The 14385-nt window shown below is 71.1% G+C and carries 12 protein-coding genes and 2 rRNA genes; 5 read left to right on the top strand and 9 right to left on the bottom strand.

All coding sequences use genetic code 11. The annotated features are described in order from the left end of the window. Together B7L92_RS18135 and rrf are read left to right on the top strand one after the other, a co-directional pair. Window positions 1-183, top strand: a 23S ribosomal RNA gene (locus tag B7L92_RS18135); the annotation flags it as partial. Window positions 184-270: 87 nt separating this feature from the next. Beyond that, window positions 271-387, top strand: a 5S ribosomal RNA gene (gene rrf, locus B7L92_RS18130). Window positions 388-447: 60 nt separating this feature from the next. Here the strand turns inward: rrf and B7L92_RS18125 are convergent. Both B7L92_RS18125 and B7L92_RS18120 read right to left on the bottom strand, forming a co-directional pair. Next, complete coding sequence (locus tag B7L92_RS18125) at window positions 448-1134, bottom strand: response regulator (RefSeq protein WP_081238612.1); 687 nt, start codon at window positions 1132-1134, stop codon at window positions 448-450. Beyond that, window positions 1131-2393 (bottom strand): sensor histidine kinase, encoded by a 1263-nt coding sequence (locus tag B7L92_RS18120; RefSeq protein WP_174703981.1) that lies wholly within the window; start codon window positions 2391-2393, stop codon window positions 1131-1133. The genes B7L92_RS18125 and B7L92_RS18120 overlap by 4 nt, the downstream gene beginning before the upstream one ends. A 394-nt stretch (window positions 2394-2787) precedes the next feature. On the opposite strand from B7L92_RS18120, the gene B7L92_RS18115 reads away from it, so the two are divergent. Beyond that, window positions 2788-3348 (top strand): GNAT family N-acetyltransferase, encoded by a 561-nt coding sequence (locus B7L92_RS18115; RefSeq protein ID WP_081238611.1) that lies wholly within the window; start codon window positions 2788-2790, stop codon window positions 3346-3348. A 91-nt stretch (window positions 3349-3439) separates the two neighbouring features. Here the strand turns inward: B7L92_RS18115 and B7L92_RS18110 are convergent, their stop codons facing one another. The 6 genes from B7L92_RS18110 to B7L92_RS18085 form a co-directional block, all read right to left on the bottom strand. Then, window positions 3440-4945 carry a TraM recognition domain-containing protein gene (locus B7L92_RS18110; protein ID WP_081238610.1) on the bottom strand — a complete coding sequence of 502 codons (1506 nt, stop codon included), beginning with the start codon at window positions 4943-4945 and terminating at the stop codon, window positions 3440-3442. Window positions 4946-4970: 25 nt separating this feature from the next. After that, complete coding sequence (locus B7L92_RS18105; RefSeq protein WP_016825594.1) at window positions 4971-6380, bottom strand: ATP-binding protein; 1410 nt, start codon at window positions 6378-6380, stop codon at window positions 4971-4973. 14 nt (window positions 6381-6394) lie between these two features. Beyond that, complete coding sequence (locus B7L92_RS18100; RefSeq protein WP_081238609.1) at window positions 6395-7954, bottom strand: SCO6880 family protein; 1560 nt, start codon at window positions 7952-7954, stop codon at window positions 6395-6397. Then, window positions 7951-9285 (bottom strand): hypothetical protein, encoded by a 1335-nt coding sequence (locus B7L92_RS18095; protein ID WP_081238608.1) that lies wholly within the window; start codon window positions 9283-9285, stop codon window positions 7951-7953. The genes B7L92_RS18100 and B7L92_RS18095 overlap by 4 nt, the downstream gene beginning before the upstream one ends. Then, window positions 9275-10108, bottom strand: a complete 834-nt coding sequence (locus B7L92_RS18090) for a hypothetical protein (protein ID WP_081238607.1) — start codon at window positions 10106-10108, stop codon at window positions 9275-9277. Before B7L92_RS18090 ends, B7L92_RS18095 begins: the two co-directional genes overlap by 11 nt. A gap of 205 nt (window positions 10109-10313) precedes the next feature. Next, window positions 10314-10622, bottom strand: a complete 309-nt coding sequence (locus B7L92_RS18085; protein ID WP_004986337.1) for a DUF8827 family protein — start codon at window positions 10620-10622, stop codon at window positions 10314-10316. Window positions 10623-11045: 423 nt separating this feature from the next. Between B7L92_RS18085 and B7L92_RS18080 the strand changes: the two genes are divergently transcribed. Both B7L92_RS18080 and B7L92_RS18075 read left to right on the top strand, forming a co-directional pair. Beyond that, on the top strand, window positions 11046-12056 hold the full coding sequence (locus tag B7L92_RS18080) for a C40 family peptidase (protein WP_255311024.1): 1011 nt from the start codon (window positions 11046-11048) through the stop codon (window positions 12054-12056). A 211-nt stretch (window positions 12057-12267) separates the two neighbouring features. Continuing rightward, complete coding sequence (locus B7L92_RS18075; RefSeq protein WP_081238606.1) at window positions 12268-12975, top strand: phosphatase PAP2 family protein; 708 nt, start codon at window positions 12268-12270, stop codon at window positions 12973-12975. Window positions 12976-13138: 163 nt separating this feature from the next. Here the strand turns inward: B7L92_RS18075 and B7L92_RS18070 are convergent. Continuing rightward, on the bottom strand, window positions 13139-14385 hold a 1247-nt coding region (locus B7L92_RS18070; RefSeq protein ID WP_107501520.1), incomplete at its 5' end, for an FAD-binding oxidoreductase.

Genomic DNA, 14385 nt, shown 5'->3' with positions numbered 1-14385 from the left:
TTGGCTACGTTCGGGAGGGATAACCGCTGAAAGCATCTAAGCGGGAAGCCTGCTTCGAGATGAGGACTCCCACCCACTTTGATGGGGTAAGGCTCCCAGCAGACGACTGGGTTGATAGGCCGGATCTGGAAGCACGGTAACGTGTGGAGGTGACCGGTACTAATAGGCCGAGGGCTTGTCCTCAGCTGCTCGCGTCCACTGTGTTGGTTCTGAAACCACGAACGACCCCATGCAGGTCACGCATGGTGCCGGTTGAGAGTTTCATAGTGTTTCGGTGGTCATAGCGTAGGGGAAACGCCCGGTTACATTCCGAACCCGGAAGCTAAGCCCTACCGCGCCGATGGTACTGCAGGGGGGACCCTGTGGGAGAGTAGGACGCCGCCGAACAATAATTGAGAAATCCCCCGTGCCATTCGGCACGGGGGATTTCTGCGTTCAGGCCCCGGCTCAGTCCTGGGACGGCTCCACCAGTTTTGTGGCGTACGCGAGGATCACCGCCTGGATGCGGTCCCTCGAGCCCGTCTTCGCCAGGATGCGGCCCACATGGGTCTTCACCGTCGATTCCGCGAGGTGGAGACGGGCGGCGATCTCCGTGTTGGTCCAGCCCTTGCCGATGACGGTGAGGATCTCGCGTTCGCGGTCGGTGAGGGAAGCCAGGCGGGGGTCCGGGACAGGGGCCTGGGGCACGGAGGGACCCGGGGCGGTGGCCGGGAGGTGGTGGACGTAGGCGTCCAGGAGCCGGCGGGTCAGGCTGGGGGCGACCACCGCGTCGCCGGTGGCCACCGCGCGGATGCCGGAGAGGAGTTCCTCGGGCCGGACGTCCTTGACGAGGAAGCCGGAGGCGCCCGCGCGCAGGCCGGCGTAGGCGTACTCGTCGAGGTCGAAGGTCGTGAGGATGAGGACACGGGTGCGGTCGCCCGTGGCGACGATGCGGCGGGTGGCCTCGATGCCGTCGAGGCCGGGCATGCGGATGTCCATCAGGACCACGTCGGGGTGCAGTTCGGCCGTCATGCGGATCGCTTCGGTGCCGTTCGCCGCCTCGCCCAGGACCGTCATGTCGTCCTGGCTCTCCAGGAGCATGCGGAAGCCGAAGCGCTGGAGGGGCTGGTCGTCGGCGATGAGGACGGTGGTCACTGCGGGGTTTCCTCCGGGAGGTGCAGGTGGACGCGCCAGCCCCGTTCGGGGTGGGGGCGTGGGCCGGCCTCAAGTGTGCCGCCGTACAGGGTGGTTCGCTCGCGCATTCCGGGGAGGCCGCGGCCGTCGCCGGGGGTGGTCGTCCCGGGTTCTCCCGTGTCGGTGATCGTGACCGTGACGGCGCCCTTGTCGCCGTAGGAGAGGGCGACCTCGGCGGTGGCGTCCGGGCCGGCGTGCTTGAGGGTGTTGGTGAGGGCTTCCTGGACGACGCGGTAGACGGTGAGCTGGCGGCCCGCGGGGAGGGTGGCCCGGCCCTCGACCGTGGTGTGGACGGGGAGGCCCGCGGCGCGGACGCCGTCGACGAGGTGTTCGAGGTCGGTGAGGGTGGGCTGAGGGGTCAGCTCGGCGGGGCGGGCCGACTCGTCGTCCCGCAGGACGTCCAGGAGGCGGCGCAGTTCGCCGAGGGCCTGGCGGCTGGTGGTGGCGATGGCGTCCAGGGCCTGGACGGCACGTTCCGGGGACTTGGCAGCCGCGTAGGTGCCGCCGTCGGCCAGACCCGTGATGACGGAGAGGTTGTGGCCGATGATGTCGTGCATCTCGCGGGCGATGCGGGCGCGTTCGGCGGCGGCGGCGATCCGGGCCTGCTGGTCGCGTTCGATCTCCAGTCGGCGGGCGCGGTCCTCCAGGGCCTCGGTGTAGTTCCGGCGGGTGCGGACGGTGATGCCGATCAGGACCGCCACGACGACGGACGTCAGCTGGGAGCCGATCTGCTGGCTCCAGTCGCCCTCCCCGTGGCGGGCCGTGGAGACCGCCACCGGGGTGAGGACCAGGGTGGTCGCCCACCACAGGTCGCGCAGGGGGAGGCGCAGGGCGATGTGGTGGACGACGACGAGGTGGAGCAGGGCCGCCTGGAGGGCGGCGCCGGTCCAGGCGTTGACGAGGGCGAACGGGGTGAGGGCGAGCAGGGCCGCCGCGGGGCGGGTGCGGCGCAGGAGGAGGGGGACGGACAGGCCGAGGCTCAGGGTGAGCAGGAGCCAGCCGGGAGTGTCGGGGTTGTGCGTGGTGGTGCGCCAGCCGCCGCCGAGGTGGTCGATGAGGGCGGCCGTCACCCAGAAGCCGGTGAAGTGCAGGTCCCACAGCAGCGGGTGGCGCCGGTCGAAGGCGCGCACCCGTTGGCCGAGGCGTTGCACGTACGGGGTGAGGGGTTCCGTCGGCCGTCCCCCCGCGGATGCCTCCTGGTCGTTCGCCACGAGGTTCATGGTGGTGGGTCCGTCGGTCGGAGGGAACACGGTGGGGGCCATGGGTCGGACGCCCCGGCGGCGCAGGGCCGTCGCGGCGGCCGCGAGGGAGACCGCCGCCCACGGGGACAGGACGGGCAGACGGCGCGGGACGGCGGTCATGGTGGCGAGGACGCCCAGGACGGCGAGGTGGACGGTGGTGTGACCGCGGGTGGGGGCGTCCGGGCCGAGGAAGCCGGTGCCGGGGCGGACGGTGGAGGACAGGTCGGTGACGACGGTCCGGTCGCCGGGGCGTCGGGTGAGGTCCTGTGCCGTCATCATGCTTCGATGCTCGTCCGCGCGGGGGCGGCGGGCGTCGGACCGCGGGCGGTGTGCGGGGTGAGGGCCGTGGTACTCCGGTACTACGGTGGCCGGCATGAGGAATGAGCCCTTCGAGGACTGTGCGGTCCGGCCGGTGCGCGCCGGTGAGTGGGCCGCGGTGAGGGAGTTGCGGCTGACGGCGCTGAGGGACCCGGTGGCGCGTCTCGCGTACCTGGAGACCCATGAGGAGGCGGTGGGTCGGCCCGACTCCTACTGGCGGGAGCGGACGGCGAACGCGGCGAAGGACGCGGGCGAGGTGCGGCAGTTCGTCGCCGAGGCGGCGGACGGGTCCTGGGTGGGCACGGTCACCGTGCTGATCGAGGAGGCCGGGGTGACGGACTGGGCCGGGTTCCCGGTCGCGCGGCGGCAGGGGCATCTCGTCGGGGTGTACGTGCGGCCCGGGCACCGGGGGAGCGGGGTGACCGGGGCGCTGTTCGACGCCGCGCTGCAGTGGGCGTGGGGGCGCGGGGTGGAGCGTGTGCGGCTCATCGTGCATCCGGAGAACGCGCGGGCGCTGGGCTTCTACCGCAAGGCGGGGTTCGTGGAGAGCGGGGTGACCGTGCCGCTCGCGGGGAAGCCGGACGAGCACGAGCTGGAGATGGTCGTCGAGCGCTGACCGCCGCCGGTCCCGGTACCGCGCCGGGCGTAGGTGCCGCCCGTGCCGCGCGGAGGGGTGAGGACGCCCGTGCCGTCCGGGGCGTCGGTGGTCATACCGGCAGTTCGTCGTGCGGCCAGCGGGCCCGGCCCTGTTCGCGGGACCGGAGCAGGGCCAGGGTCGGCATGCCCCGGTCCGCCCCGGTGGCCAGCAGCTCCGGGAGCTGGGGAAGCGGGGCCACGGCCGCGACGTCGTCCAGGACGAGGGTGAGTGGTGGGTCGAGCCGACCGGAGGATGACCGTTCGGCCATGCGCCGGCCGTGCTCGACCACGTGTGCGGCGAGGGCCGTCAGCAGGGGCATCGCGCCCGGGCTGGTACGGGGATCCTCGATGGATTCGCCCACTACGTAAAGCGTTCCCCCCTCGTGGATGAAGGAATCCAAGGCGAGGGCATCATTTCGGTTGGGGGTGCAGGCTTCACGGACGTTGACCGTGGCGAGGGCGGACAGCGCACGGGTGGTCAGCTGCTGGGCCATGTCCCGGCGTTCGGGGTGGGCGGTGAGGGCCGCTTCGAGTTCGCCCGCGGCGCCGGGGGCGGCCTTGGGGTGGGTGCGCAGGATGCGTACGGCGTCCTGGACCTGGAGTCCCTGGGCCCAGCGGTGGACGTGGCGGACGGTGCGGCCGTCGACGGCGGCGGCGTGTACGTAGCTGCGCAGGAGGGTCGCGGCCGTGTCGCTGACCGCTTGGTCCAGGCGGGAGGCGGGGCGCACGGGGGCGAGGAGCGCCGCCGCGCGGGAGGCGGCGGTGCGTCGGTCCTCGCAGCCGACCGTGGGGGACCAGTGGAGGCGGGCCGGGGTGTCGCAGAGGTGCGTGGGGTCGTAGAGGTGGGTGGGGCCGAGTTTGGCCCGGGCGTCCTTGGTCTCCGCCCAGAGGGCGGGGTTCGAGGTGATGACGAGGGCGGGGCCGTCGGCGTCCCGTACGGCCTGGACGGCGGTCAGGTGGCGCAGGTCCGGCGGGCCGTAGTGCACCGCGCCTTCGACGCGGTGCGCCTCCCGCTCGCCCAGCCGTCCGCCGTCGGGCGGAGTGGCGGCGGGCGCGGGCTCCTGCGGTGCCGTGGGTCGGAGCGGCTTCGTCTCCCGCACGGGCTCCGGTGCCGTCCTCGGCAGGGGCACGTCGTGCTCCGCCGGTGCCTGTGCCGGTTCCGGGACCGTGGTCGTCGCCCGTTCCGGCGTCGTCCGTTCCGCGCGGCGCCGGGCCCGTACCGCTCTCCAGCGGGCCACCGTGCCCAGTACGAACACGGTCAGGACGGTCAGGAGCATCAACTGGCCGATGAACAGGCCCCAGAACAGGCCGTAGCCCGAGAGGTCGGACGCCGGCGTCTGCGGCCAGGCGCCGGGGATGTCGTGCGGTTCGGCGACGAGGTGGCGCATGGCCAGGGGGGTGCGGGCGAAGGCGAGCCCGGACGGCCAGGAGCCGTGGGCGAAGAGGCCCGCGAGGCCCGTGGCCGTCCACACCAGCAGGGTCATGCCGAGGAGGAACGCGATGAGGCCGATCAGCAGCCCGTCCGGGATGCCGCCCTGGCCGCTCCGGCCGCTCCCGCGGTGATCGTCCGGTCTCACACGTCCTCCCCGTGCACCCTCGTCCCTACGCCACCGTCGACCGGGGATCCCCGACGTGCTGCTCCACGAAGGCCGCAGCGCGCTCCTCCGCCTCCAGCTCGGCGGCGCGCAGGGCGTCGTCGGACAGGTCGGCGGAGGACTCGGTCATCGCGCGGTCGGTGAAGACCAGCGGGCGTTCGGTCTCGGTGACCAGGTGTTTGACCACCTGGACGTTGCCGTTGACGTCCCAGACCGCGATGCCGGGGGTGAGGGTCGGGATGATCTCCACGGCCCACCTCGGCAGGCCCAGGACCCGCCCGGTCGCCCGTGCCTCGTCGGCCTTCTGGGCGTAGATGGTCCGGGTGGAGGCCATCTTCAGGATGGCCGCGGCCTCTTTCGCCGCCGCTCCGTCCACCACGTCGGACAGGTGGTGGACGACCGCGACGAAGGACAGGCCGAGCCGGCGGCCGAACTTCAGCAGGCGCTGGAACAGCTGGGCGACGAAGGGGCTGTTGATGATGTGCCAGGCCTCCTCGACCAGGAAGATGCGCTTCTTCCGGTCGGGGCGGATCCAGGTGTGCTCCAGCCACACGCCGACGATCGCCATCAGGATCGGCATGGCGATGGAGTTGCGGTCGATGTGGGACAGGTCGAAGACGATCAGCGGGGCGTCCAGGTCGATGCCGACGGTCGTGGGGCCGTCGAACATGCCGCGCAGGTCACCGTCGACCAGGCGGTCCAGGACGAGCGCGACGTCCAGGCCCCAGGCCCGTACGTCGTCTATGGCGACGTTCATGGCCTCCGCCGACTCCGGTTCGGGGTGGCGCAGTTGCTCGACGATGTCGGAGAGGACCGGTTGGCGTTCGACGATCGTCTCGTTGACGTAGGCGTGCGCGACCTTGAGCGCGAAGCCGGAGCGCTCGTCCAGGCCGTGCCCCATCGCGACCTCGATGATGGTCCGCAACAGCGCGAGCTGGCCCGTGGTGGTGATCGACGGGTCGAGCGGGTTGAGCCGGATGCCGTGGTCCAGGGCGGCCATCGGGTCCAGCCGGATGGGGGTGATCCCCAGTTCCTGCGCGATGAGGTTCCATTCGCCGACGCCGTCCTCGCCCTGCGCGTCCAGGACGACGACCTGGCGGTCGCGGAAGCGCAGCTGGCGCAGGACGTACGTCTTCTCCAGGGCCGACTTGCCGTTTCCCGACTCGCCGAGGACCAGCCAGTGGGGGGCGGGCAGCTGCTGGCCGTAGAGCTGGAAGGGGTCGTAGATGTACCCCTTCCCGGAGTAGACCTCGCGGCCGATGATGACGCCGGAGTCGCCGAGGCCGGGCGCCGCGGTCGGCAGGTAGACCGCCTGTGCCTGGCCGGTGGAGGTGCGCACCGGCAGCCGTGTCGTCTCGACCTTCCCGAACAGGAAGGACGTGAAGGCGTCGGTGACGACGGACAGCGGATCCCGCATCTTCAGCTCAGCCCCTACCTTCGAATGCCGGTGGCGAACGGGAGTGTGTTCACGAAGGCGCGGTGGTGCTCGCGGTCGCACCACTCCAGCTTCAGGTACGACTTTCCGGCCGAGGCCCGTATGGTCCGCTTGTCGCGGGCCAGGGCCTCGGGAGAGCGGGAGGAGACGGTGATGTAGCCGACCAGGTTGACGCCGGCCGCGCCGCTGGCGAGGTCCTCGCCGCGCTGGTCGAGCCGGCTGTGGGCGGCGACGTCGCGCGGGTCGACGGTGCGGTTCATCTTGGCGGCGCGGGACGCCTCCGCCGCGTCGTTGGTCTTCTCGGTCAGCATGCGCTCGATGGCGATCTCGGTGGGTTCGAGGTCCATCGTGACGGCGACCGTGCGGATCACGTCCGGGGTGTGGACGAGGAGCGGGGCCAGGAAGTTGACGCCCACCGGGGTCATCGGCCACTCCTTGATCCAGGCCGTGGCGTGGCACCAGGGGGCGCGGGTGGCGGACTCGCGGGTCTTGGCCTGGAGGTAGGTCGGCTCCATGGCGTCCAGCTCGGCCGGCCAGGAGTTGCGCTTGCTCATCGCCTGGATGTGGTCGATCGGGTGGTCCGGGTCGTACATGGAGTGGATCAGCGAGGACATCCGGCTCTGGCCGAGCGGCTGCCGTACGCGGATGTCGGCCTCCTGGAGCCGGGAGCAGATGTCGGTCAGCTCGCGGGCCATGACGACGGCGAGCCCGGCGTCGCGGTCCACCTTGCCGCCGCCCTGGCCGCGCATCGCCCGCGCCATGGCGTTGGCCTCGGCGGCCAGGTCCCGGTTGTAGTGCATGCAGGCGACGAGGTACGCGCGGTGCTGCTCGCTGCTGGTCGACACCATCGACTGCAGCTGGTCGTACGACTGCTGCAGCCACGCCGGCGCCCTGTCGTCGCCGCGCACGGCGACGTCCTTGGCGTGGGCGTCGGGGTCGGCGGGCAGGGTGCGGGCGAGCATCTGGAGGCGGGTGACGAAGCCGTCGCCGTTGGCGACGTGCTTGAGCAGGGTGCCGAAGCGGTCGACGAGGGCCTCCTGGTCCTCGGAGTCGCGCAGGCCGACACCGGGGCCCTCGATCTCGATGGCGGCGGTGACGGTCTTGCGGTCCGCGTGCAGCAGGACGGCGATCTCGTCCGGGCCGAAGGGCGCGGAGAGCCAGGTGATCCGTCCGATGCCGGGCGGCGGCCCGATCTCCACCTCGCGCCCGTCCAGCCGGGTGCCGGCCTCGGCGGCTTGGGAGCGGTAGGTGGTGCCTCGGCGCACGGTGCGCTTGTAGCTGCGGTTGATCTCGAACCACTTGTAGAACGTGCGGCCCTTGTAGGGCACGTACACCACCGACAGCGCCAGCATCGGCAGGCCCGCGAGGAGGACGATCCGCACGGACAGGATGGGGACGAGGAGCCCGCACATCATGCCGAGGAACGCGCCCACGACGATCAGCGCGATCTCTCCGGTCTCGCGGTTGCGTCCGACGATCGCGTTCGGCCGGGCGCGGCCGATCAGATACGTACGGCGGGGCGTGATCGGATGGGACAGGTGGGACTCGGTCGTCAACGCCCTTCACCTCCCGTGCGGTTGTTGCTGCTGCTGTTGCGGGTGCTGCTGGCGTGGGGCGTGTTCACCGGGCTGCTCGAGCGGGGTGCGGGTGCGGCGGAGGGGACGGATCCGCCGCTGCCGCCGGAGGTGCGCGAGCTGTGCGCGGCGACGCCGCCGGAGGCGGGGTTGGAGGGGCGCGGTCCGGTGGACTGGCCGCCTCCGCCGCCGTGGTGGTCGGTCCGGCTGCTGTGGGTCTTGATGCCCTGCGCGACCAGGGTCGCCGGGGAGCTCATGACGGCGGCGGCCTTGCCCTCGGCGCCCTGCATGAGGCGGTTGCTGCGGGAGTTGGCGAGTTCGTCGCCGAAGCCGGGGACGAAGCGGTAGATCATCGCGGACGCGAAGATGGCGAGCAGGATGATCGCCAGTCCGGAGACGACGGCGGAGAACGCGTCGGGGCCGTCGTCGGCGGACAGGGCTCCGGCGAGGCCGAGCACGATGACGATGACCGGCTTCACCAGGATCACCGCGATCATGATCCCGGCCCAGCGGCGGACGTGACCCCACAGGTTCTTGTCGACGAGGCCCGCGTAGACGACGGTGCCGAGGAGGGCGCCGACGTAGAGCAGGGCGGCGCGGATGACCAGTTCCAGCCAGAGGACGCCGGCGGCGAGGATGGAGACCAGGGACACGACGATCAGCATGATCGGGCCGCCGCCGATGTCGTCACCCTTCTCCAGCGCGGCGGAGAAGGTGCCGAAGAAGGTGTCCGTCTGGTCGCCGGTCGCCTTCGCGAGCACGTCGGTGACGCCGTCGGTGGCCGAGACGACGGTGTAGAGGATCAGCGGGGTGAAGGCCGAGGCGAGCACGGTCAGCCAGAGGAAGCCGATGGCCTCGGAGAGCGCGGTGGTGAGGGGGACGCCCCGCACCGCCCGCTTGGCGACCGCGAGCAGCCAGAGGATGAGGGTGAGGATCGTCGACGCCGCGAAGACGACGGCGTACTGCTTGAGGAACGTGTCGTTGGTGAAGTCGACCTCCGCGGTCTCCTCCACGGCCTTGCTGAGCTGCTTGACGGTCCAGGCGGCGGCGTCGGCGCAGCCCTGGGCCAGGGAGGCGAGGGGGTCGAGGGCGGAGGTGGGGCCGTCGGGGATGCTGCTGGGTCCGGAGGAGCCGCCGTCTCTGCCTCGCTCGCAGTAGTCCTTGGCGGGGCCGCGGATCAGGTCGCAGGGGTCGTCGCTGTCCGTGGGCGTCGGCGTGGGGTCGGCGACGGCTCGGGTCGCGAGCAGCACCATGGTGGTCTGTACGGCGGCGACGACGGCCGTGAACCTGAGGAAGCGGTGGTTAGCGCGCATACGTGAACCCTCCGTACTCCTCGACAGCCTTCGTCATGTCGTCGGCGGTGGAGGCCTGCTGGTCGCGTCCGACCGGGACTGGTCCGTCCTTCTGCTGGAAGTCGGTGACTTTCCAGTCGTTGCCGATCCACTTCAGCTCATACGTGGTGGTGTACCAGCTCTCGGTCACCGGGTTGGTGGAGCCCTCTCCGGACAGGCCGAACAGCGACGTGTACCACACCTCGACGGTGGCGGCGCTCGAGCTGGACGACGTCGCTTTGGTGCCCACCGGGATCACTCGTGAGACGAAGGTCTGCCCGGCGGGCGCCTTGCCGTCCTTGCCGAGACCGATGTTGGCGAGGAACTCACTGCTGGAGTAGGCCTTGTCCAGGTCGGCCTGCCGGGCGACGGCGACATCCGGGGCGTACACGGTGGTGACGATCTCGTGCCGGCGGTCCTTGACGAACATGTCGGCGGATCCCAGCGCGACGGAGTAGTTGGCCGCTGCGCTCTGCGCGCCCTGGGCGTTCTGCGCGTACCCGGTCGGGATCCCCGCCGCCTTCGCCCCCACCGGCTTCTCCCCCGAAGGGGCCGTCGCCGCCGCCTTGGGGGAGTCGTCGGAGTCGTCCGTCGAGGAGGAACCGCCTCCTCCGCGGTTCGCGAAGGCGATCGCGGCGATGAGGAGGACCACCACGCCGACGACCGTGACCAGGCTGCGCGACGACGAACGGCCGCCTCTGCGCGTGCCGCCGTGCAGGTCGTCGTTCCTTCCCGGCAGGCGGGTGCGGGTCTGGCCCGTGCCGCCGTACCCACCGGAGGTCTCGTGCTCGTCTCCGAGACTCATACCGCGTACGCCCTTTCAGCGTCGTGCGGAAACACCTCGTGCTCCGTGTACTCCACGTACGACGGTAGCCGTGTTGGTTCCCGCGCGGGCGCGGTGTGGTGACTGGACATCAGGGAAGCGCAACCTCAGCCGGTGGGCACGACGGGCGGGTGGGGTGGAGGGGAGGCCGGGCGTGCCCGGTCGGGACCGATGGAGTGGGCGGGGCCTACACGGCCATGCCGTACACGATGGTGAACAGCGTGCCGAGCGAGCCGATGATGAAGACGCCCGTCAGTCCCGCGATGATGAGGCCCTTGCCCTGTTCGGCGCTGAACGTGTCCCTCAACGCGGTGGCGCCGATGCGCTGTTTGGCCGCCCCCCAGATGGCGATGCCCAGGCAGATCAGGATGGCGATCGCCATGACCACTTCGATCATCACCTTGGCCTCGTTGCCCAGGCTGCCGAAGGGGCCCCAATCCGGAGCGATCCCGCCGATAATGGTGTTGATGTCTCCCTCGTCGGCCGCAAAGAGCATGTAAGTCACCGCCCCTGTATGGGTAGTTCCGCTTCCCCTGCGGTAGTGCAGAGGACAGGCCTCATTGTCACCGACATTGTCGCTGTCGTATGTCGACTTGGCGTCATCCGTTGACGGGTTTCGTACGAACAGCTTGCCACCGGCGCACGCCGGGCTCCGGGAGAGGCGTGCTCCGACGAGTGAAGAGTCGTATTGTCACTCTGTGTATCACGCTGAGTTACGCAGGGCAATGAACTCGGGGTGGAAGCCGGTGCGTGGTTCCGTCGCCGGGTCCCCTCCTCCGGGAGGGCCGCGGGGCGGGGGTCCGGTGCGGCGGCCCGCCCCCCGGGGCCGGTCGTCACTTCTGTCACGTGATCACCCCGAAGTGGGGATGCCGCCCCTACACTGACGTCCGGCGGTGGACTCCCGGACGGTGAGGGGTGGTTGACGGTGCGTAAGGTCTGGGTCGGGGCGACCATCGCCATCGGTTCCGGTCTGGCCTTCGTGATGCTGCTCGTCGTCGGGGTCTACGTCGTCGCGGGGAACCTCGTCAACGGGGTCGGCGGCGGGGCGGCCAAGGCGCTCGCCAAGGGGACCGTGCCGGCCGCGTACCAGGCGCTCGTGCAGAAGTGGGGCAACCTCTGCCCGGCGATCAACCCGGCGCTGCTCGCCGCCCAGCTCTACCAGGAGAGCGGGTTCAACCCGAGGGCGCAGAGCCACGCGGCGGCGCAGGGCATCGCCCAGTTCATCCCCGGCACCTGGGCCACCCACGGCATCGACGGGGACGGGGACGGGGACCGTGACGTGTGGGATCCGCAGGACGCCATCCCGTCGGCGGCCACGTACGACTGCGCGCTCGCGTCCTACGTGAAGGACGTCCCCGGGAATTTGACCGAAAACATGCTGGCCTCCTACAACGCCGGGGCCTACGCGGTGATCAAGTACCAGGGGGTGCCGCCGTACAAGGAGACCCAGAACTACGTCAAGAGGATCCGCGCCCTGGAGGACAGCTTCGCCGCGCCGGTCGGCCGCGTCGACCCCTCCCGGCAGGCCGCCGGTGCCATCGCCTACGCGCAGAAGAAGCTCGGCACGCCCTATCTCTGGGGCGGCAACGGCACCGCTGACCAGGGCGGACGCTTCGACTGCTCGGGTCTGACCAAGGCGGCGTACGAGAGCGTCGGGATCACGCTGCCGCGCGTGGCCAACGACCAGTACAACGCGGGGCCGCACCCGAAGCGGAGTGAACTCCTCCCCGGCGATCTGGTGTTCTTCTCGGACGACCTCACCGATTCCCGGGCCATCCGGCATGTGGGTATTTATGTCGGTGGTGGATACATGATCGATGCGCCCCGTCCGGGTGCCGTGATCCGATTCGACCCGATCGACACGCCTGACTACTTCGGGGCCACCCGGGTCACCGAAGATGGCGCGAAAGCACTCCCCACGACGCTGTGAGCGACGTGTGAACCCACCCCCTGAGCTGCGTAGATGAATCTCTCTTCGATAACGTCTGCGTGATCATTCGGTGGAGTGTGGAACGTATTGACGGGGACCATGCGTTCCTGTTCTCGTAGCCGAGCGGACGAGCGGGTCTACAAACCACGGGGGTGGCAGGAGAGGCGTGCGCACGGCACGCCGGGAGAGATGACGAAGGGGCCGCAGCACCATGGCTGGACTCGCAGAATCCGGGTCGAACCCCGACGTCGACCTGCTCTATGACATCAACGGACTCGCCAAGGACGCGCCGCCGTGGTTCGACCGGATCATGGAGTTCGTCGGCGAGTTCGGCCTGTTGATCGCCGTGATGGGGCTGATCCTGTGGTGCTGGTGGGGCGTACGGCGGCGGGGCGGTGAGGACGCGGCGTCCTCCGTCGCGGCGCTGGTGTGGGCACCGCTCGCGGCCGGCGTCGCCGTCCTGGTGAACGTGCCGATCCGCGGATTCGTGGAGCGGCCCCGGCCGTTCAACGACCACGAGGGGCTCGAGGTCCTCATCCAGGGCAAGACCGACTACTCCTTCGTCAGCGACCACGCGACGCTCACCATGGCGCTCGCGGTGGGGCTGTTCCTGGCCAATCGGAAGTTGGGGCTCGTCGGCCTCGTGCTCGCCCTGTTCGCGGGCTTCTGCCGCGTCTACATGGGCGTGCACTACCCGACGGACGTCATCGGCGGACTCGCGCTCGGCACGGCGGTCGCCCTGCTGCTGTCGCCGCTCGCCATGGCGCTGCTGACGCCGGTCATGCGGGCGATCGAACGGTCGCCGCGGGCCGGGTGGTTGATCGCGGCGCGGGGGCGCAACCACGCGGAACGGAACTCGGTGGTGCCGGGCACCCGGAACGGAGCGCCCGGAGCGGAGGAGCGGGACCTGGCGGCCTGACCGGCCCCCTCGCCCCTGAGGCTCCTCGTCCCCTGGTTCCCTAGTCCCCTGTCCTCGTGGTTCGTTGTGGTTCCTTGTGGTTCCTTCAGCAGCCATGGTCCCTTCGGCTCCGGCCCCCTTCACCCGTCGGCCGGTCGCTCACGGGGCTGCTCACGAGGGCTGCTCACAGGGACTGGGGGTGCGTGAAGACGCGGTCCGGGTCGTACCGCTCCTTCAGCCGGGCCAGGCGCGGCGCCGCGTCGCCGTAGTAGGCCCGGCGCCAGTCGGTGAGGGCCGGGTCCGGGTAGTTCTGGTAGGCCGCGCCGGACGCGTGGGGGCGCATGGCCCGGTGAGTGGACGTCAGCCACGACTCGGCGGCGGAGCCGGACGCCCCGGCGCTCCAGGACGCGAGGTACTGGACCAGCATGCGTGAGCGGCGGTGCACGAACGCCGTGGCCGTCGGGGCGACCCGGTTGACGGCTCCGCCGAGGGCGGTGAACGCGATGCTGCCGGAACCGCCGCGGACGGTGCGGACCTGGGCGAGCAGGGTCCGGACGGCGGCGGTGTCGAGGGAGCGGTCGAAGAAGTCCGAGCGGGCGGAGTAGGTCTCGCGCTCCAGGGCGCCCCGCGGGGAGCGGCCCGGTGCCGTGCCCGGGAGGTGGCACCGCGCGTCGTCGGCGAAGGACGAGCAGCCGGCGTACAGCTCCATCGACTCCTCGTACGAGCGCCGCCCGAGCGAGACGCCGCTCGCGGGGGCGCCGACGCGGTCGGCCAGGCGGTCGACGGCGTCCTGGAGTTCGTCGAGGGGGCCGAGGGAGAAGGCGGTGACCGAGACGGTGGGGGTGCCGCCGGGGGTGTTCGACAGGTGGAGCGAGGACCAGATCTCGTCCGGTTGGTCCGGGCCCCACTCCTGCCAGGCCTCGACGACGGCGGCGGCCTTCGGCCAGGGCCAGGTCAGGTACCCGGTGGCGCTCCGCGGGGCCGGGTGGGTGGTGAAGCGCAGTTCCGTGACGACGCCGAAGGTGCCGTTGCCGGCGCCGCGCAGGGCCCAGAAGAGGTCCGCGTTCTCGGTGGCGTCGGCGATGAGTTGTGTGCCGTCGGCGGTGACGAGGGTGGCCCCGGTGAGGCTGTCGCAGGTCAGGCCGTAGGCGCGAGAGACCACGCCGTGGCCGCCGCCGAGGGTGAGGCCGGATATGCCGACGGTGGGGCAGGAGCCGCCGGGGACCGTCACGCCCTTCGCGGCGAGGGCGCGGTAGACGTCGATGAGCTTGGCGCCGGCGCCGACGACGGCGGTGCCCGCGGAGGCGCGGACGGTGTCGAGCGCTGAGACGTCGACGATCAGGCGGCCGTCGCCGGAGGACCAACCGGCGTAGGAGTGGCCGCCGTTGCGGATCGCCACGGGGACGGCGCGGGCGCGGGCGTGGGCGAGGA

Source organism: Streptomyces viridosporus (genome assembly GCF_002078235.1).
GTDB lineage: Bacteria > Actinomycetota > Actinomycetes > Streptomycetales > Streptomycetaceae > Streptomyces > Streptomyces viridosporus.
This window is presented reverse-complemented; position numbering and strand designations above follow the sequence as displayed.

What these genes read in the sequence shown, in the direction of transcription:
- B7L92_RS18120 (WP_174703981.1), bottom strand. Translation starts at nt 2,393, where the DNA reads ATGAACCTCGTGGCGAACGACCAGGAGGCATCCGCGGGGGGACGGCCG.
- B7L92_RS18115 (WP_081238611.1), top strand. Translation starts at nt 2,788, where the DNA reads ATGAGGAATGAGCCCTTCGAGGACTGTGCGGTCCGGCCGGTGCGCGCC.
- B7L92_RS18105 (WP_016825594.1), bottom strand. Translation starts at nt 6,380, where the DNA reads ATGCGGGATCCGCTGTCCGTCGTCACCGACGCCTTCACGTCCTTCCTG.
- B7L92_RS18095 (WP_081238608.1), bottom strand. Translation starts at nt 9,285, where the DNA reads ATGCGCGCTAACCACCGCTTCCTCAGGTTCACGGCCGTCGTCGCCGCC.
- B7L92_RS18090 (WP_081238607.1), bottom strand. Translation starts at nt 10,108, where the DNA reads ATGAGTCTCGGAGACGAGCACGAGACCTCCGGTGGGTACGGCGGCACG.
- B7L92_RS18085 (WP_004986337.1), bottom strand. Translation starts at nt 10,622, where the DNA reads ATGCTCTTTGCGGCCGACGAGGGAGACATCAACACCATTATCGGCGGG.
- B7L92_RS18075 (WP_081238606.1), top strand. Translation starts at nt 12,268, where the DNA reads ATGGCTGGACTCGCAGAATCCGGGTCGAACCCCGACGTCGACCTGCTC.